Raw genomic sequence first — 18,355 nt, forward strand, 5'->3', positions numbered from 1 at the left:
CTGAAAATTTTCGGGCAAGGGTCGAAATCGGCCTATACGGGACGACATATGTCAGGCCCGCAAGACGCGAGCTTCGAAACACGAGATCAAGACCAATTGAGGCGGCGTATAGCGAAGCGGCCATTTGGCACCGCTCTCAAACGTTATGGATGAACTGATATGGACCAGGCTGTCGACAATCCGGCTATGGTGGCGCCCGCCGCGCCGCTGACGGAAAGCGAGAAGAACGTCATCATCGCCGGCATCCTTTTGTCGATGCTCCTGGCGGCGCTCGACCAGACAATCGTCGCGCCGGCCATGCCGACCATCGGCCGTGCGCTCGGCCACGCCGACTATCTGCCGTGGATCGTGACCGGTTATCTCCTGACGGCGACCGCCATGGCGCCGCTTTATGGCAAGATCTCCGACGTCCATGGCCGCCGGCCGACCGTCTATGCGGCGATCCTGATCTTCCTCGTGGGGTCGCTGGTCAGTGCCTTGGCGCCCAACATGTTCGTGCTGGTCATCGGCCGGGCGATCCAGGGTGGGGGCGGCGGTGGCCTGTTCGCCCTGGCGCAGATCGTCATCGGCGACCTGGTGCCGCCGCGCGAACGGGCGCGCTATGCCGCCTGGATTTCGGGCACATGGGCTGTCGCCAGCATCGCCGGACCGTTGCTCGGCGGCGGTTTTGCCGAACATCTGCATTGGTCGCTGATCTTCTGGATCAACATTCCGCTTGGCCTGGTGGCGATGGCGATCATCAACAAGCCGCTGCGCAAACTGCCGGTCGCCGCAAAGCGCCATTGCATCGACGCCCTGGGCGCGCTGCTTCTGGTTGTGGCGACGGCATTGCTGCTCCTGGCGCTCAACTGGGGCGGCAGCGCCTATCCATGGGCCTCTCGCGAGATTCTCGGCCTGCTCGCCTGTTCGTCGGTCTTCTGGGGCGCGTTCGCGCTGCGGCTGATGCGAGCGACCGAGCCGCTGATTTCATTGGAAGTGCTCAGCAATCCCATCGTGCTTGCCGGAACGGCGTCGATGTTCCTGCTGCAGGCCGCCAATATCGGCCTGTCCGTGTACCTGCCGGTCTATTTGCAGTCGATCATCGGCCTATCGGTCAGCCAGTCAGGCCTTGCCATGCTCGGCCTGCTGCTCGGCACGGTCGCCGGCGCGACGTTCAGCGGCCGCACGATACCGCGCTTCTTCCACTACAAGCGCATCGCCATGATCGGCGTTCTCTTCGCCATCATCTGTCTTGGCGTGCTCAGCCTGGCTGCAGGCCGCGCCTCGCTGCTGGTGGTCGAACTCTTGACCATCTGCGTCGGGCTTGGAAGCGGCACCACCTTCCCGGTCGTCACCGTCTCGGTGCAGAACGCCGTCGACCGCGCGCATCTCGGCGTCGCCACCGGCGTGCTGACTTTCCTGCGTTCGCTGGGCAGCGCGCTCGGCGTCGCCATGCTCGGCGCCGTCGCGCTCGGCTATGGCCTGCCGCTTGCGGGCGAAGGCGTGCCGGCCGCCGGACAGATCGTCTCGGCGACGCCGTTCATGATGATCTTCCTTGCCGCGGCCATCACGCTCGTCCTGTCGCTGATCACGCTGGCGCTGATGCCGGAGAAGTCGCTGCGTGGCCGCGACGAAACCGAGGCGGCAGTCCTGGTGGAGTGATACAGAGCCCGGTAGGACCTACTCCACGACGCCGAGCTTCTTCTGCAGGCTCGTCGACGACGTCGTGTACTGGAAGACGATGCGCTCGCCGGGGCTGATGATGCGCTTGGCCGCCTGCGCCATCAGCGCCACTTCGTGAAAACCCGACAGGATCAGCTTCAGCTTGCCGGGATACCAGTTGATGTCGCCGACGGCGAAGATGCCGGGAACCGAGGTCTGGAACTTTTCGGTGTCGACCGGAACCAGGTTCTCGTGAAGATTGAGCCCCCATTCGGCGATCGGGCCGAGCTTCATGGTCAGGCCGAAGAACGGCAGCATGCGCGTGCATGGCACCTCGATATCGCCGTCAGGACCGCCTTTGATGGTCGCGGACGCCAGCTGGCCGTCGGCGCCAGCCAGGCCGCTTACCTGGCCGACGCGGAATTCCAGCTGTTTCATCTCCTGCATGGCGTACATCTTGTTGACGCTATCGGGCGCCGCCCTGAATTCCGGGCGGCGGTGGACCAGCGTAACGCTTTTTGCCACCGGCTGCAGGTTTAGCGTCCAGTCGAGCGCGGAATCGCCGCCGCCGACGATGACGAGGTCGTGGCCGCGGAAATCCTCCATGCGGCGCACCGAATAGAAGACGCTCTTGCCCTCATAGGCCTCGATGCCGGGAATGGGCGGCCGCTTGGGTTGGAACGACCCGCCGCCGGCAGCGATCACCACCACCTTGGCCTCGAACACCTCGTTCTCGTCGGTGGTGACCCGAAAACTGCCATCGTCCAGCTTCTCCAGGCTGGAGACCATGCGGTTGAAAGTGAAGTCGGGCTTGAACGGGTGGATCTGCTCGAGCAGCTTGTCGACCAGGCCTTGTGCCGAGATCGAGGGCCAGCCCGGAATATCGTAGATCGGCTTTTCCGGATAAAGCTCGGCGCACTGGCCGCCCGGCCGGTCGAGGATGTCGATCAAATGGCACTTCATGTCGAAGAGGCCGAGTTCGAACACGGCGAACAGACCAACCGGCCCTGCCCCGACAATGAGTGCGTCGGTCTTGATTACGTCGGTCATGCCAGGCGAGCCTCATTGCCAAACTGGCGCGAGACTGCATGAGCATTGGCTTGCTGCCAAGCGCCGGCGGTAAAAATCCGAAAGAAGTTGGTTCAGCCCTGGCGAGCGGGCACGCGCACGACGAGGCCGTCAAGCGCGTCGCGGACCTTGATCTGGCAGGACAGGCGCGAATTCGGCTGGACGTCATAGGCGAAGTCCAGCATGTCCTCCTCCATCGCCTCCGGCTCGCCGACCTCGGCCGTCCAGGCTTCGTCGACATAGACATGGCAAGTCGCGCAGGCGCAGGCGCCGCCGCATTCGGCCTCGATGCCCGGCACCGCGTTGCGGATCGCATTCTCCATGACGGTCGAGCCGTTTTCGGCCTCGACATCGAAAGGAGTGCCGTCATGGGCGATGAAGGTCAGCTTGGTCATTTGTCACCTGAAGGGAGTCTCAGCCGAGATAATCACTCCACCGGACAAGTCAACTGCGGCGCGAAAGCGCCGCCTTGTGACGTTTTTTCAGAAAGCTGGCTAAAGCGAGCGCTGGCCCCGCTGATTCATCCCGGTGGTAGCTGCCGAGCGGCAGCCTTCATCGGTTGATGGCGGCAATGAAATCGCGCACTTCCTCGATCAGGGCTCCGAGGCGCTTGAGGGTGCGCATGTCTTCCGGCTGCTGTTCGATCGATGAGGCGCAGTCGGCGATGGCAAAGGCGCCGACCCCGCGCGCCGAACCTTTCAGCCCATGTGCCAGAAGCAGCCTCTCCCTGACATCGGCGTCGACTATTCTGTCGCGGACAGAAAGGGCCTGCTGTACGAAGAGTGCCAGTACCTCTTGTTCGAGGGCGCGATCGCCCATTGTCTGACGGGCCAGATGGGCCATATCCACCGGCCGCGAACGGGCAGGTCCCGACACATCGCCGCCCGGCATTGAGAAGGCAATGCCGTTTTCACCGCGTACCAATTTGAAACTCCCTGTGCCAATCACCAAAAAACCTAGGCGATTTCCGTCGCCAACGCGTTAATGGATGGGCTGGAAAATTGTTGCCGTGGAGGCGGCGAAATCACGTTCTCGTTAACCTTATATTTAAAGTTTTACGTATCTCGCGGAATGCATGTTTTCTTTACCCCTGTGTGTCATTACGATACGAGGGTCCATTTTCAGCCTCCTGCGTGGGACCAGACAAGCCAGAATCAGGCCAAAATCATAAGTCCCTCGGCAGCTAGTACAGGGTAGCGAAGGCATGGCGAAGAAACCAACGACGACCAGAAATCTCGACAGCGACGTAGCCAGGGAACTCGAAAAGGCACTAGACCTAGACCTTAGCGGAGACGGCAGCGGCGATCTCGATATTGCGGCGTCGATGGAAGATCTGGAAGCGCAGATTTCGCAGGCCGCCGACGAGCTGGCGCGCGAGGGCCGCACCCAGAAACCCGCCCCCGTTCAAAGCGCACCCGTCCAACAGAATCAAAGCGCGGCGCCTGCTGCCAAGGCCAAGCCGGCGGAGTTGCGCCCGGTTGAATCGCGCAACGCCGCCCAGCCGGCCGGTTTCAAGCCGGCAAACGATGACCACCAGAAAGACTACAAGACGCTGCTGCACAGCCTCAACCGGCGCGCGTCGAGCACGATCTATTGGGTCGTGGCGTTCGTGTCGCTGGCCTGGATTGCCGGCGCAGGCGGCCTTGCCAACCTCCTGTTTGGCCCCAGCATCTGGAAAATCCGTACATTCGATCAGCTCCTGGCCCGCCCCGAACTGATCGGCCTCGCAATCGCGGCAATCATTCCGGTTGTCCTGTTTTGGGCCTTCGCGGCGATGATCCGCCGCGCGCAGGAAATGCGCATCGCCGCCCAGTCGATGACGGAAGTGGCTTTCCGCCTGGCGGAGCCGGAAAACCTCGCCCAGGACCGTGTCATGATGATCGGCCAGGCCGTTCGCCGCGAGGTGGCGGCGATGGGCGAAGGCATCGAGCGCACTTTGGCGCGCGCCGTCGAGCTCGAAACGCTGGTCCACAGCGAGGTCAACCAGATCGAACGCTCCTATTCCGAGAACGAATCCCGCATCCGCTCGCTGGTCGACGGTCTGGGCAGCGAGCGCGAAGCCGTCGTCACCCATGCCGAGCGCGTGCGCGCCTCGATCACAGGCGCGCATGAGACGCTGAAGGACGAAATCGGCGCTGCCTCGGACATCATTCGCGACTCGATCCTCAACGCCTCGACCAAGCTTTCGATGACGATCACCAATTCCGGCGACACGCTGATCGACCGCATCAACGAAAGCTCGATGTCGATCTTCGATCAGGTGGAAGGCCGGCTCGATACGATCACCGACCGGCTGTCGACATCGGGCGAAGCCTTCGCATCGCTGCTCGATACACGCATCGCCAAGCTGACGGACACCACGGACGGCCTGACCCGGTCGCTGACCGACCTGCTCGACGACCGCACCACCGGAATGGTGTCGCTGCTCGGCGGCGCCGCCCGGACCCTGAGCTCGGAATTCGAATCCAGCCTCAGCGGCATCGAGCGCACCTTGGCCGAACGTGGCCAGGCGCTGATCAGTGAATTCGAGACCCGCGCCGAAGCGCTCGACACCGGCACCCAAAAACTCAACGCCGCCCTTGAGGCTCGTGCCCGCCAGATCAACGAGACGCTGGTAGAGCGCGCCCGTGAAATCGCCCACACCTTTGCCGAGAGCAAGGACCATTTGTCGGCGATGATCGATCAGGGCAAGACCCAGATCGGCGCCGACATGGCCGACATCGTCTCATCGACCTCGTCGATGCTCGAAGCCCGCGCCAGCGATTTCGCCGGCCGTATGGAGGCGGCCCGCCATGTCGTGTCGCGCTCCTTCGATACCGACATCCAGCGCCTCGCCGATGCCCGCGTCGGCATCGAGGAAGCTGTCGAAAACCACAGCCGCAAGCTGTCCGAAAGCCGCGAACGCATGGCGGAGGCCATGCAGGCCGACCTGGCGAAATTCGCTGAGGGCCGCGCCGGCATCGACGCAGCGGTAACCAACCAGGTGCAGAAGCTGGCCGAAGGCCGCAACCTGATTTCGCGCGCTTTGGAAGAGGATCTGCGCAAGGTCAACGAGTCCCGCGCCGCCATCGATGCGTCGCTGGGCAGCCATCTCGAACGGCTCGAAGAGGGCCGCAACCGGCTTAACCAGGCCTTGCATGAAGACTCCGGGAAACTTGTGCAAGCCCGTACGATCATTGATGAAATGGTCGCCGGACATGTCGGAAAACTGGCCGAAGGCCGCAACATTCTTTCACGTGCCCTGGAAGCCGATCTCGGCAAGCTCGCCGACAGCCGCGCCTCGATTGACGGGCTGGTCGCCGGCCAGGTCGAGAAGATCGCCGAAGGCCGCGCCGTCCTGACCAAGGCGCTCGAAAACGACATTATCGGCATCAAGGGCGTGATCGAGAACCACTCGGCGAAACTGGCCGAAGACCGCTCCGAACTCAGCAAGGCGCTGGAGAACGATCTGTCCGGGATCAGGGGTCTGCTCTCCGATCATTCGAACCGGCTCGCCGACGATCGTGGCCTCTTGTCCCAGACGCTGGAGGCCGACCTCGCCAAGCTGGCCGAAAGCCGGTCGAGCATCGACGGGCTGGTCGCTGGCCAGGTCGAGAAGCTGGCCGAAGGCCGCGACATCCTTAAGCGCGCGCTCGAAGCCGACATCAATACCATCAAGGGTGCCATCGCGGGTCATTCCGACAGGGTGGCGGAAGAGCGCAGCCAGCTTTCCAAGGCTCTGGAAGCCGATCTGCAGAATGTGAACAGCCTGATCGCCGACCACACGAGCCGGCTTGTCCAGGATCGTTCGACGCTATCCCAGGCGCTTCAGGATGATCTGCACAATGTGAGCGGCATCATGGCCGATCATCAAAACAGGCTCGTCCAGGACCGTTCGGCCCTCTCGAAGGCACTGGAAGACGACATCGCCAAGCTGGCGGAGAGCCGCTCCAGCATCGATGGGCTGGTCGCCGGACAGGTCGAGAAGCTCGCCGAGGGCCGCGACATCCTCAAGCGGGCGCTCGAAGCCGATCTCAACACGATCAGGAGCGCCATTGCCGACCAGTCGCAGAAGCTGACCGAAAACCGTGGAGAGTTCGCACGGGTGCTGGAAGCCGATCTGGAAAATGTCAACAGCCTGCTCCAGGGCCACAGCGACAAGCTCGTCCAGGATCGCGCGACGCTGTCGAAGGCTCTTGAGGACGACCTCGCCAAGCTGGCCGAGAGCCGGTCGAGCATCGACGGGCTGGTCGCAGGCCAGGTCGAGAAGCTGGCCGAAGGCCGCGACATCCTGAAGCGCGCGCTGGAAGCCGACCTGCAGAAGCTGTCGGCAAGCCGCAGTGAGGTCGACGACATCATTGCGGGGCATGTCGGCAAGCTGGCCGAAGGCCGCAACATGCTGACCCAGGCGCTGGAAGACGATCTGGCAAAGCTCGCCGACACACGCAAGGATGTCGACCGCTCGCTGTCGGGCCATATCGACCAGATTGCCGGCAGGAGCACCGATATCTCGGCGGCTATCGCAGCCGACGTCGAGAAGATCGAACAAGCCTTCAGCAAGCAGACCGGTATCATCGAGGAACGCGCCGGAACCATGGAGCGCGCGCTGTCGGTGGGTGTCGACAATGTCCGCAACGTGCTCGAAAAGAGCGCCGTCTTCGTTGCCGGCGCCCTGCGTGAGAAGGTGATGGAAGTCACCAGCGCCCTGCATGAACAGGCGGGTGCTGCCTTTAGCGATGCAGACCGCAAGATCGCAGAGCGCGCCGAGCAGACGTCGGCCGCCCTGCTCGCCCGCGCCGAGGACATCGCCCGCACTTTCGAGGACGCGGATCGCCGCCTGCACGCACGTGCCGAGGACACGACGAGCGCGCTGCTTGCCCGGCACGACGAGACGTCGAACTCGCTGCTCGCCCGCGCTGAAGAAACGGCCGGACGGATGGCTGCCCGCGCCGGCGAAATCGCCGGCACGTTCGACGCCGCCGACCAGAAGCTGGTCGCCCGTGCGGTCGAGACGGCGCAGTCGCTCGCCGACCGCGCCGGCGACATCCTGCGCAACTTCGAGGGTGCCGACCAGCGGCTGAGCATGCGCATCGGCGAATCCGCCGAAGCGCTTGCCGCCCGCGCCTCCGACCTCGGCCGCATCTTCGACGCCGCCGACCAGCAGCTGATCTCGCGCATCGCCGAGGGTTCGGACGCCCTGTCGGCCCGCGCCACCGAGATCAGCCGCATCTTCGACGAGGCCGATCACCGCCTGGTGTCGCGCATCGCCGACTCCACCTCGACGATCGGCGAGCATGCCGACAACATCGTCGGCGCCTTCGCCAGCACCGAGCAGCGGGTTGCCGAACGCGCACGCCAGACCGGCCAGGAACTTGCCGTCCACGCCCGCGAGATGGAGCAGGCTCTGGCCGGCGCCGACGAGCGGCTGGCAGCGAGCGTCGCTGCCGCAACCACCCGCGTCGAGGAACAGGTCGCGAGTGTCGAAAACCGCCTCGCCTACACCACCGAGACGATGGGCCAGAAGCTCAACGAGCAGGTGTCGAGCGCCGAGGCGCAACTGATCTCGCGCGCCAACACGATTGCCGAGACCTTCACCGCGGTTGGCCAACATATCGGCCAGAGCACCAACGACGCGGCCAAGACCATCGGCACCAACACCCGCGAGCTCAACACGATGCTGGCAGCACGTTCGGCCGAACTGTCGAAAATCCTCGACGAAACCGCACGGCCGCTGGTCGAGCGCTTCGCCCAGGGCGGCTCGGAACTGCAAAAGAGCATGGAAGAGGTTACCGAACGCGCCACCGAGAAGCTGCGGAGCGAAAACGCCGCCCTCGTCAACGCGCTCGCCAGCCGCACGGCCGAAACGCTGTCGGCCGTCGAAGGCGCGCGCTCGTCGCTCGCCGACAGTGTCGCCGATCTTATCGGCCGCATGAGCGTATCCAGTGCGCAACTCGGTGAGCTGATCGAGCAGGCGGCGGTCAATCTCGGCCAGGTCGACGAACGCCTCAGCGGCAGCACGCAAAGCTTCGCGGCGACCACCGAAAAGGCGGCGCAGACCTTCGCCAGCTCGGCCCGCCTGGTCGATTCGAATACGACGCGGCTTACCGAACTGTCGTCTGCGACGTTGCGCGAAGTCGCCTCGATCGCCACCAAGTTCGACGAGCACAGCCGTCTGTTGTCGTCGGCTTCCGACCTGCTGAGCTCGGCGCAGAGCAATCTGGAACACACGCTGGAGAGGCAGTCGTCGCTGGAAGATCTCGCCGTCGGCCTGGTCAAGAAGTCGGAAGACCTCGAGAAGGTGATGCGTTCGTTCGAGAGCCTTGTCGGTCAGACGATGCAGAATGCCGAAGGCAGGACGCTGGCATCGGCCGACAAGATCCGCATTGCCATTGCGGAAGTGGTCGATTCGGCAACCAACCGGTTTGCCGATGCGACCGAGGAGATGCGGCGCACCGCAAGCTCGATCAAGAGCGAGCTTGACCTCACACGCGCCGAGCTCAAGAAGGGCGTCATCGAGATGCCGGAAGAGGCCAAGGAATCGACGTCGGCGATCCGCCGTGCCGTTTCCGAGCAGATCAACGCGCTCAAGGAACTTTCGGATATCGTTGCGAAATCGGGCCGCGGCGGGGGCGACAATTCCGAGCCCCGTAATTTGCGCCCGGCGCCGCAAGCGCCGGTCCAGCGCCCGGCCGAGCCGGTACGCCGCCCGCCGCCGGCGCCGCAGGCCGAGGGCCCGGCTCCGCAGGTTCCGCTCGGCGGCCTGCGCGGCACGCTCGATATCGAACGTCCCGCCGAGGCACCGCGCCAGCGCGACGCCAACGCCCGTACACCGCAAGGCGGCTGGGTGCGCGACCTCCTGACCGGGGCATCACGCGAGGAAGAAGTCGCCAGGCCGGCAGCGCCCGCGGAGGCGCCGCGCGCAACACCCGCCCAGCGTTCGCCGCTGCATGTCATGGAGTCGCTCAACTCGCTCTCCGTCGACATTGCCCGGGCGATCGACCATGACGCTTCGATCGAGCTGTGGAACCGCTACCGGCGCGGCGAACGTGACGTGTTCACGCGCCGCCTCTACACGCTGAAGGGCCAGCAGACCTTCGACGAAATCCGGCGCAAGTATCAGGGAGAGGCGGAGTTCCGCGCCGCCGTCGATCGCTATTGCGACGACTTCGAAAAGCTGCTCAAGGACGTCTCGCGCAACGACCGCGACAACATCATGGCGCAGACCTACCTGACGTCGGACACCGGCAAGGTCTACACCATGCTGGCCCACGCGAGCGGCCGGTTGCACTGACGGCGACAGGAAGGTTCAAAAAAAGGCGGGAATTTCCCGCCTTTTTTCATTCCCGAAAGCTTGGAGGGGCGCGAAGGATCGCAACCAAACGCACTATCTTGTCGCGATACGAAGCAATCGCCTCGCTCAGATCACCTGATCCGTCCAGCGGACGATATCCTTTGCAGCTTGGCCGAAGGCGTCGTCGAGTGCACCGACATAGGCTGCGTTGCCGCTGCCGGAGACCGGCGCGCTCGCGGTGAAGTCCTTCGAGGCGCGCACCTCGCCATTACGGTCGTTGAGGATGCGCACGAACAGGTCGACCTCGGCATGTTCGCCGCCATTGACGCGAACGTCGAAGGACCGCACCTCGACGATGATTTGATAGTCGATCGCCAAGCCCTCGCCCGGCTTGCCGACACCGGTAAAGCTGCCGGAATGCTGGAACGTCTCGGCGAGCCTGGCCTGCACGATGAGCGGCAGGCGATCCGCCCATTGCGCGCCCTTGAGGTACTGGATCGAGTGGTCGGACGGCCTGATGACGATGTTCTGGCTGTCCAGCGCCTTGAGCGCGGATGGCTGGGCGATCAGGATCTGGCGGCGGCTGTGGCCCCGCATGTCGATCGAGGGAGCGGAAAGCTCGAACGTATCGAGCGGCGCCGGCTTGCCTCCCAATGCCGCGCAACCGGCAAGCGTCAAGCCAAGCAACACGACAGCAGATTTATACCCACCCAAGCTGAACGTCACGCGCGATCCCCGTTGTCCCCGGATCGTAAGACCAACCCGCAGTCGCGGTTCAACTTCTTGCGGCGGGCGGGCACGGAAGTCAACGCCGTGCCCTGCCATCGAACTGCCGGACCTCGCCGTCACCGCCCGACAGGATGCGCTGCGGGTTGCGGCTGAGATCGGTCACCGCCTCTTCGATGCGGCTGATCGAACGCCGGCTGTCCTGGACCAGCGCTTCGACATTCGACAGGCCCTGGCCGGAGAACCGCGCCAGATTGTCGGTAATGGTGCCAAGCCGTGCGTTCAGCGTGTCTGCGACCTGCTTGAACGATTTCAACGTGTCCCTGGCGTCGGCCATCACGCCGTCGGCCTGGCCTGAACCCAGCAGCGTGTCGACCCTTTTCAGGATGCCGTCAACGCGCACCGAGGCATCGTTGAGGCGCTGCGCCAGCTGTTTGGCATCCTTGATGGTCTCGTCGATATCGTCGGCCCGGTCGGCGAACTTGTCGGTCACCTTGGCGATGTCGGCGGCGGCCTTGTTGGCGTTTTCGCTGGCCTTCTGGATGTTGGCGAGCGCCACCCGCACCTGCGCCGGATCGATGCCGTCGAGCACATTGTCGACCTTGGCCAGCGTGCCTTGCGTGCGCGTGGCGAAATCATTGACCGAGCCGACCGCCGTATCGACGTTCTTGATCACGCCGTCGAGCTGCTTCGACGTTTCCTTGAGGTTGCCCGTCACCGCATCGACGTTGGCGACGATGCTCTTGATCTTGTCCTTGTCGACGGCGTTGAGCAGGCCCTCGGCGGCCTTCAGCGTGCCGTCGAGCTTGCCGGAAACACCCTTCAACTCATCCGACAGCGCGCTGACGGCAGTCAGGAACTTGTCGATGCCGTCGGCATTCTTGGCAAGCGCATCCGAGAACGTCTGGGCGTTCTTGACGGTCTGGGTCAGTGGCCCGCGCACATCCTTGGTGAAGCCTTCGAGGTCCGACAGCACCTTGTCGGCACGGGTGAAGATGTTTTGCGCCGTCTGCAGGAGATTGTTGACAGCCGACGGGTTGGCGAGAATTTCAGCGACCCTGCCTTCCTTGGCCGCCTCCTCAAGCAGGTTCGGCTCCTTGGGATTGGCACCCTTCAATTCGATGTTGACCTGGCCGGCAAGGCTGGCGATGCCGATATCGGCCTGCGTCGATTTGGTGAGCGGTGTTGTCGTGTCTATCTCGGTCGTAGCGATGGCGGCGTTCGGATCGTTGCGGTCGAAATAGACCCGCTTGACCACACCAACCTTGACGCCGTTGAACAGCACCAGACTGCCCGGGCCAAGGCCTGAGGCCGAGCCCTGAATGCGCACGCGCAACTCCGCCGTCTCGCCGCGATCGCCAATCTGCGCTGTCCAGTAGACGAACGCGAAGGCCGCCAGGATAGCGGCCAGCGTGAAAATGCCGACAATGACGTAGTTGGCTCTGGTTTCCATTGCCCCACTTATGGCTATGCGCGCGCCGCAAGATCAAGTTGCCGGGCGCGTTTTCCGCGGAAATAGGATTTTACCCACGGCTCCTCGCTCTTCAGCATGTCGTCGATCGTGCCTTCGACCAGGATTTTCTTGTTGCCGAGCACCGCCACCCGGTCGCAAGCGGTAAAGAGCGTGTCGAGATCGTGTGTGACCATATAGACCGTCAGGTCCATCGTATCGCGCAGCTTGACGACCAATTCATCGAACTCGGACGCGCTGATCGGGTCAAGGCCGGACGTCGGCTCGTCGAGGAAGACGATGTCGGGGTCGAGCGCCAGCGCCCGCGCCAGGGCGGCGCGCTTGATCATGCCGCCCGAAAGCTCCGAGGGGAATTTTTGCGCGGCGTCCGGCGGCAGGCCGACCAGCTCGATCTTGAGCAAGGCCAGCTCGTCCATCAGCTTCTTCGGCAAATCGAGATATTCGCGCATCGGCACCTGCACGTTTTCCTGCACCGTCAGCGCCGAAAACAGCGCTCCATGCTGGAAAAGCACGCCAAGCCGCATGTCGACGCGCAACCGTTCGATGTCGCTCGCCTTGTCGACGTCGACGCCGAACAGCTTGATCGTGCCGGACTGCTTGTGCAGCAGGCCGAGAATGGTGCGCAGAAGCACCGATTTTCCGGCGCCCGAGGCGCCGACGAAACCGAGGATTTCACCGCGCTTGATATCGAGCGCCAGCTTGTCGAGGATCAGCTTGTCATCCAGCGAGACAGTAATGTCGCGCACGGAGAGCACGATATCGCTTTCGTTCGTCCCTTGCTCAGCCTTGATCGCCTTTGAGCTCTTACCCATCATGTCAGAACTCGATCGAGGCGTAGAAGATGGCGAAAAGGCCGTCGAGGATGATGACGACGAAGATAGACTTCACCACCGAGGCGGTGACGTGCAGGCCCAGCGATTCGGCGCTGCCGCCGACTTTCATGCCTTCGACGGAAGCGATGGTGCCGATGATCATGGCCATGAACGGCGCCTTGATCAGGCCGGCGAAGATGGTGCTGATGTCGATCGCGCCGCGCAGCCGATCGATGAAAGCGGACGGCGTGATGCCGGAATAAAGCCAGGCAGCGAGGATGCCGCCGCCAAGGGCTGCAAAATTGGCAATGATGGTGAGACAGGGCAGCGCGATCACCAGCGCCACCAGGCGCGGAAACACCAGCACGCCGATCGGGTTGAGGCCGATGACCTTCAACGCGTCGACCTCCTCGCGCATTTTCATCGAGCCGATCTCGGCGGTGATGGCGCTGCCGGAGCGGCCGGCGATCATGATTGCGGTCATCAGCACACCGAGTTCGCGCAGGATCAGCACGCCGACCAGGTCGACAACGAAGATGTTGGCGCCGAAATAGTTGAGCTGGTAGGCGCCCTGCTGGGCGACGATGGCGCCAACGATGGCCGACATCAACGCCACCACCGGGATGGCGCCGACACCCATGCGATCGATCTGGTTGAAGATCGCCGCCGGGTTGATGGCATGGCCGCGCCCGAGTTTCATCTGCGCGCCGCCGATGGTGGCGCCGAGGATGTTCATCGAGGCGAGGAAATCGTCGCGCATCTCATAGACGCGGCGGCCGATCGCCTCCAGTCCGCGAAGGACGATGTTGGGGCGCGGGGCACGGCCCGATTCGGGCTCGCGCCGAACGGCCTCGCCGACAGCACCAAGCAGGATCGAGGCAACATCGCTTTGCCCCTGCATCCTGACCTCGACGCCCTTCTTCTCAAAGACGCTGACCAGGCGGTCGATCAACCAGGCGCCGGCCGTATCAATCTTCTCGATGTTGGAGAGGTCGAGGGCCAACGTCTGAAAGCCTTTGCGCTGCTCGATCTTGCGCATCTCGGCATCGATCAGCGCCACTGTCCGCGTCGTCCAGATTCCGGAGAAAGCGCAACCGAGGACGCCACCCTCCTCGCCGACCGCGACGCGGGGCTGGTGGTCGGCCTCCTTGGCGGCGTTGCCGCTTGCGTCGCGTTTGCCGATGGTCAACATGGCGTCCTGTTTAGCCTGACGGGTTGAAGCTGTCGATTTGCCGACAGCCTGATGTTGCATAGCCGGAGCAGAAAATTATGGCGCGTGTCATTTCGGTCGAGGCCGAGCGTTTTCCCATCGCCGGCACCTTCACCATCTCACGCGGATCGAAGACCGAAGCCGAAGTCATCACCTGCACGATCAGCGATGGGGACAATCGCGGATGGGGCGAATGCGTCCCCTACAAGCGCTATGGCGAGACCATGGACGGCGTGCGCGACGCGATCGAGGCGATGCGCAACCGGATAGAGGGCGGCATCAGCCGGAAGGGCCTGCTCGACGCAATGCCGGCGGGGGCTGCCCGCAACGCCATCGATTGTGCCTTGTGGGACCTGGAGGCGAAGATGAGCGGCATCGCGGTGGCGGACTCCATCCAGGCCTTGCCCTTGTCGGCGCTGGAGACGGCCTACACGCTGTCGCTGGGCGAGCCGGGAGCGATGGCAGCGCAAGCCCGCGCCAATGCCGGACGGCCGTTGCTCAAGGTCAAAATCGGCGGCGACAACGATGTAGCCCGCATCCGCGCCGTGACCGAAGCGGCACCCAACAGCCGCATCATCCTCGACGCCAATGAAGGCTGGACCGATACCAACATCGTCGAGAACCTCGCTTTTGCGGCCGACCACGGCATCACCCTGATCGAACAGCCGCTTGCCGCCGGCCATGATGCCATCTTGCGCCACATTGCGCACCCCGTGCCAATCTGCGCCGACGAAAGCGTGCACGAGGCCAAGGACCTCGAAGAACTTGTCGGCCTTTATGACGCCGTCAACATCAAGCTCGACAAATCCGGCGGCCTGACTGCTGCGCTTACCCTTCGTGACCGCGCCCGCGAACTGGGTTTCGAGGTGATGGTCGGCTGCATGGTCGGCACCTCGCTGGCGATGGCGCCGGCGGTGCTGCTCGCGCAAGGCGCCGAGTTCGTCGATCTCGACGGTCCGCTGCTTTTGGCGCGCGACCGCGATCCCAGCCTCGTCTACCAGGGGTCGCTGGTGTCACCGCCTGACAGGATGCTGTGGGGCTGAGCGCGCGGCGAGCCCGATCAGCGCCAGGCCGATGATGGCGATCGGGATCATCGCCAGGAAGCCGTCGACGCCGTAGCGCTCGTAAAGCGGGCCGGATGCCAGCGTCACCGCAGCCATGAAGAAGCCATTGAAGAAATAGGCAATGCCTTGCGCGGCACCGGTGCGCTCTTCCGAAACCGTCTCGCCGATCATCCTCTGCAGGCCGATCAGCACCATCGCCACCGACACCGAGTGCAAGGTCTGGACGCCGAAGAAGCCGCTTACGCCAAGCCCGAGCGGCCAGATCAGCGGAAAGGCGATCCAGCGCACGATCGAGCCGATGCCGGCGATCAGCATCACCTTGACGACCGAGACGGAGCCGAAAATACGGTTGAAAAACAAAAACATGCAGACTTCGGCTACGACGCCCCAAGCCCATAGCAGGCCGATGACGGAGCCGCTGATGCCGATCGACTTCCAGTAGATCGATACGAAGCCGTAGAGAAAGGCATGGCTGGCGGTGATGATGCCGACGCCGAGGGTGAAATAGAGGAAATAAGGGTTGAGCAGGCTGGGCGCCGAATGCTGGATGTCGGTGGCCGACAGCGGCGAGGCCCGGCGCGGACGGCCAAGACGGGGCGCCAGCAGCCCGGCGACCAGTGCGGCTGCAAGCGACAGGAAGATGATCACCGGCACGGCCTGCACGCTTGTCCAATACAGGATGAAGCCCCCGGCGGCATTGGCGCAGAGATAGGAGATCGAGCCCCATTTGCGCATCGCGGTGTAATTGGAACCGAAGCGGCGCACGCCCGACAGCGCCAGCGAATCGGCGATCGGCGAATGCGGAGTCCACACCACCGTCAGCGCCAGCGAAACGGCTAGCACCATGGCATAGGTGGGGGTGAGGAAATAGCCGGCGGAAAGCACCATGGTCGCTGCGACCAGCGCGATATAGACGTCGGCCCTGTCCTTCGCCCGGTCGGCCAGTGCGGTGAGAAGCGGCGTCGTCACCACGCGCAGGAACATTGGTGCTGCCAGGATAACGGCGATCTGCGAGGCGTCAAACCCCTGAGCCTCGAGCCAAACCGGGAAAAAGGGCACATGCGTTCCCAGCGACACGAAGAGTGTCGCGAAGATCAGGCTCATGCGCAGTTCGAAATGGCGCGGCTTGACGAGTTGTTCAGGCGAGAGCGGCGGCAGCGACATGAATCGATCCAATTACGCTGCAAAAAAATAGCTGCGGCGCAGATCGATCCCTTAACATGCGGAAGAGAAAGTCGAAACTGGCTGGACTAACCGATTAATCGGTGTCACGCCGCTTCGACGACCCTGTCCTCGATCAGCATCGGGATGAAGGGTTCGTCTGGCGCCTCGGGCAGGATTTTCGCCCAGTGTATGATCTCCATGCGGCCGTCGAAATGCTCGACCACCGCCGTGCAGCTCTCCACCCAGTCGCCGGTGTTGATGTACTGCACATCGCCGTAATTCTCGATCACGGCATGATGGATGTGACCGCAGATGACGCCGTCGACATGCGAGCGGCGCGCCTCGTCGGAGAGCACGGTCTGGAATGAGCCGATGAAATTGACCGCCCTCTTGACCCTTCCCTTTGCCCAGGACGAGAACGACCAGTAGGGAAGGCCGAGCAGATGGCGAAGCCTGGTCACGACCCGGTTGACCAGCATGGCCGCGTCATAGGCGTAGTCGCCGAGATAGGCCAGCCAGCGCTGGTTGTGGACGACGGTGTCGAACTGATCGCCATGGATGACCAGCAGGCGCCTGCCGTCGGCGGTTTCGTGGATGGCGCGGTCGGCAACGACGATGCCGCCGAAATGCACGCCCTGGAACTGGCGCGCGAACTCGTCGTGATTGCCGGCGATGTAGGTGATCGAGGTGCCCTTGCGCGCCTTGCGCAGCAGTTTCTGGACGACGTCATTGTGGCTCTGCGGCCAATGCCAGCTGCGCCGCAGCCGCCAGCCGTCGACGATGTCGCCGACGAGATAGATGATATCGGCGTCGTGATACCGCAGGAAGTCGATCAGGAACTCGGCCTTGGCCGCCTTAGATCCGAGATGCAGGTCGGATATGAACATGCTGCGGAAAGTGCGGGTTTCTGTGCTGGACATCAGATCGTCACCGTTGCTTTCGCGCAGGCTATGCCCCGATTCATGCAACAACCGTATGACGGTTGCGATTGGTCCAGCCGAAGGGCTAGCTTTGCCGCGCCAATCACAGGAGAAAATCGTCATGGATCTCGGCATCAGGGGCAAGAAGGCCATTGTCTGCGCTTCGAGCAAGGGGCTCGGCCGCGGCTGCGCCATGGCGCTGGCCGAGGCGGGCTGCGATCTGGTCGTCAACGGACGCAATGCCGAACTGGTGGCGAAAACCGCCGCCGAACTGCGCGAACGCTACGGCGTGAAGGTGACGGAGATCGTCGGCGACGTCTCGAAACCCGATGTGCAGAAGGCACTCCTTGCCGCCTGCCCCGACCCCGACATTCTGGTCAACAACAATGGCGGTCCGCCGCTGCGCGATTTCCGCGAACTCGACCGTGCAAAAATCCTCGAAGGCGTGACGCAGAACATGGTCACGCCGATCGAGCTGGTGCAGGCTGTCATCGACGGCATGGCCAAGCGCGGCTTCGGCCGCATCGTCAACATCACCTCGCTGTCGGTCTATGTACCGATCCCCGGCCTTGATCTGTCATCGGGTGCCCGTGCGGGCCTGACCTCGTTCCTGGCCGGCGTGGCGCGCACGGTGATCGACCGCAACGTCACCATCAACAGCCTGCTGCCGGGCAAGCTCGACACCGACCGGCTACGCGGCCCGCACGAGGCCGGCACGACGGAAGACCCGGCCGCTGCTGCCGCCCGCAAGGCCCGCATCAGCGCCGACGTTCCGGCCAGACGGCTCGGTACGCCCGAAGAGTTCGGCCAGATCTGCGCCTTCCTGTGCTCGGTTCATGCCGGCTATCTCACGGGCCAGAACATCCCGGTCGATGGCGGCCTTTATGTCAGCGCATTCTAATCGACGCGCCTGCGAAGCAGCAGGAGTCTTTTGCGATGAGATCGGTATAACTATCTGATATAACGTGGCTTTCGGCGCGCCGCGGCGGAAAGCTGACGGAGCGTCATT

At 63.5% G+C, this 18,355-nt stretch carries 13 protein-coding genes; 4 read left to right on the forward strand and 9 right to left on the reverse strand.

Annotated features, from left to right (window positions below; translation table 11 throughout):
* Nucleotides 1–159: 159 nt before the first annotated feature.
* Nucleotides 160–1,641, forward strand: a complete 1,482-nt coding sequence (locus tag ACWGTI_RS10835) for an MDR family MFS transporter (protein WP_454587100.1) — start codon at nt 160–162, stop codon at nt 1,639–1,641.
* Nucleotides 1,642–1,659: 18 nt separating this feature from the next.
* Here ACWGTI_RS10835 and ACWGTI_RS10840 read toward each other — a convergent pair whose 3' ends face one another.
* From ACWGTI_RS10840 to ACWGTI_RS10850, 3 genes are all read right to left on the reverse strand, one after another.
* Nucleotides 1,660–2,691 (reverse strand): NAD(P)/FAD-dependent oxidoreductase, encoded by a 1,032-nt coding sequence (locus ACWGTI_RS10840; RefSeq protein ID WP_454587101.1) that lies wholly within the window; start codon nt 2,689–2,691, stop codon nt 1,660–1,662.
* A 92-nt stretch (nt 2,692–2,783) separates the two neighbouring features.
* A complete protein-coding gene (locus ACWGTI_RS10845) occupies nt 2,784–3,104 on the reverse strand; it encodes a 2Fe-2S iron-sulfur cluster-binding protein (RefSeq protein WP_023707481.1) in 321 nt (106 codons plus the stop codon).
* A 157-nt stretch (nt 3,105–3,261) separates the two neighbouring features.
* Nucleotides 3,262–3,600 carry an Hpt domain-containing protein gene (locus ACWGTI_RS10850; protein WP_454576277.1) on the reverse strand — a complete coding sequence of 113 codons (339 nt, stop codon included), beginning with the start codon at nt 3,598–3,600 and terminating at the stop codon, nt 3,262–3,264.
* Between the two features lie 313 nt (nt 3,601–3,913).
* Here ACWGTI_RS10850 and ACWGTI_RS10855 point away from each other — a divergent pair, with 313 nt between their 5' ends.
* Nucleotides 3,914–9,979, forward strand: a complete 6,066-nt coding sequence (locus ACWGTI_RS10855; RefSeq protein WP_454587102.1) for an apolipoprotein A-IV repeat region-like domain-containing protein — start codon at nt 3,914–3,916, stop codon at nt 9,977–9,979.
* A gap of 126 nt (nt 9,980–10,105) precedes the next feature.
* Here the strand turns inward: ACWGTI_RS10855 and ACWGTI_RS10860 are convergent, their stop codons facing one another.
* The 4 genes from ACWGTI_RS10860 to ACWGTI_RS10875 are packed head-to-tail and all read right to left on the reverse strand — an operon-like array spanning nt 10,106 to nt 14,180.
* On the reverse strand, nt 10,106–10,747 hold the full coding sequence (locus tag ACWGTI_RS10860; protein WP_454587319.1) for an ABC-type transport auxiliary lipoprotein family protein: 642 nt from the start codon (nt 10,745–10,747) through the stop codon (nt 10,106–10,108).
* A gap of 37 nt (nt 10,748–10,784) precedes the next feature.
* Entirely contained in the window at nt 10,785–12,158 is a 1,374-nt protein-coding gene (locus tag ACWGTI_RS10865; protein WP_454587103.1) for an MlaD family protein, read from the reverse strand.
* 14 nt (nt 12,159–12,172) lie between these two features.
* Complete coding sequence (locus ACWGTI_RS10870) at nt 12,173–12,988, reverse strand: ABC transporter ATP-binding protein (RefSeq protein ID WP_454587320.1); 816 nt, start codon at nt 12,986–12,988, stop codon at nt 12,173–12,175.
* Between the two features lie 4 nt (nt 12,989–12,992).
* Nucleotides 12,993–14,180 (reverse strand): ABC transporter permease, encoded by a 1,188-nt coding sequence (locus ACWGTI_RS10875; protein ID WP_454587104.1) that lies wholly within the window; start codon nt 14,178–14,180, stop codon nt 12,993–12,995.
* A gap of 77 nt (nt 14,181–14,257) precedes the next feature.
* Here ACWGTI_RS10875 and dgcA point away from each other — a divergent pair, with 77 nt between their 5' ends.
* A complete protein-coding gene (gene dgcA, locus ACWGTI_RS10880) occupies nt 14,258–15,241 on the forward strand; it encodes an N-acetyl-D-Glu racemase DgcA (protein WP_454587105.1) in 984 nt (327 codons plus the stop codon).
* Here dgcA and ACWGTI_RS10885 read toward each other — a convergent pair.
* Nucleotides 15,212–16,426, reverse strand: coding sequence for an MFS transporter (locus ACWGTI_RS10885; RefSeq protein WP_454587106.1), 1,215 nt, complete (start codon nt 16,424–16,426; stop codon nt 15,212–15,214). The two genes, dgcA and ACWGTI_RS10885, sit on opposite strands and share 30 nt — an antisense overlap.
* 104 nt (nt 16,427–16,530) lie before the next feature.
* The gene (locus tag ACWGTI_RS10890; RefSeq protein ID WP_454587107.1) at nt 16,531–17,346 is read right to left on the reverse strand and encodes a UDP-2,3-diacylglucosamine diphosphatase; all 816 of its coding nucleotides are present in this window, start codon (nt 17,344–17,346) and stop codon (nt 16,531–16,533) included.
* Nucleotides 17,347–17,467: 121 nt separating this feature from the next.
* Between ACWGTI_RS10890 and ACWGTI_RS10895 the strand changes: the two genes are divergently transcribed.
* On the forward strand, nt 17,468–18,247 hold the full coding sequence (locus ACWGTI_RS10895; protein ID WP_454587108.1) for an SDR family oxidoreductase: 780 nt from the start codon (nt 17,468–17,470) through the stop codon (nt 18,245–18,247).
* Nucleotides 18,248–18,355 lie beyond the last annotated feature (108 nt).

The sequence above is a fragment of the Mesorhizobium sp. ArgA1 genome (genome assembly GCF_053714375.1).

Excerpts from the sequence above, each read along its gene's own strand:
- ACWGTI_RS10870 (WP_454587320.1), bottom strand. The coding sequence starts at position 12,988 with ATGGGTAAGAGCTCAAAGGCGATCAAGGCTGAGCAAGGGACGAACGAA.
- ACWGTI_RS10855 (WP_454587102.1), top strand. The coding sequence starts at position 3,914 with ATGGCGAAGAAACCAACGACGACCAGAAATCTCGACAGCGACGTAGCC.
- ACWGTI_RS10845 (WP_023707481.1), bottom strand. The coding sequence starts at position 3,104 with ATGACCAAGCTGACCTTCATCGCCCATGACGGCACTCCTTTCGATGTC.
- ACWGTI_RS10865 (WP_454587103.1), bottom strand. The coding sequence starts at position 12,158 with ATGGAAACCAGAGCCAACTACGTCATTGTCGGCATTTTCACGCTGGCC.
- ACWGTI_RS10840 (WP_454587101.1), bottom strand. The coding sequence starts at position 2,691 with ATGACCGACGTAATCAAGACCGACGCACTCATTGTCGGGGCAGGGCCG.
- ACWGTI_RS10890 (WP_454587107.1), bottom strand. The coding sequence starts at position 17,346 with ATGTCCAGCACAGAAACCCGCACTTTCCGCAGCATGTTCATATCCGAC.
- dgcA (WP_454587105.1), top strand. The coding sequence starts at position 14,258 with ATGGCGCGTGTCATTTCGGTCGAGGCCGAGCGTTTTCCCATCGCCGGC.
- ACWGTI_RS10885 (WP_454587106.1), bottom strand. The coding sequence starts at position 16,426 with ATGTCGCTGCCGCCGCTCTCGCCTGAACAACTCGTCAAGCCGCGCCAT.
- ACWGTI_RS10895 (WP_454587108.1), top strand. The coding sequence starts at position 17,468 with ATGGATCTCGGCATCAGGGGCAAGAAGGCCATTGTCTGCGCTTCGAGC.
- ACWGTI_RS10850 (WP_454576277.1), bottom strand. The coding sequence starts at position 3,600 with ATGCCGGGCGGCGATGTGTCGGGACCTGCCCGTTCGCGGCCGGTGGAT.
- ACWGTI_RS10835 (WP_454587100.1), top strand. The coding sequence starts at position 160 with ATGGACCAGGCTGTCGACAATCCGGCTATGGTGGCGCCCGCCGCGCCG.
- ACWGTI_RS10875 (WP_454587104.1), bottom strand. The coding sequence starts at position 14,180 with ATGTTGACCATCGGCAAACGCGACGCAAGCGGCAACGCCGCCAAGGAG.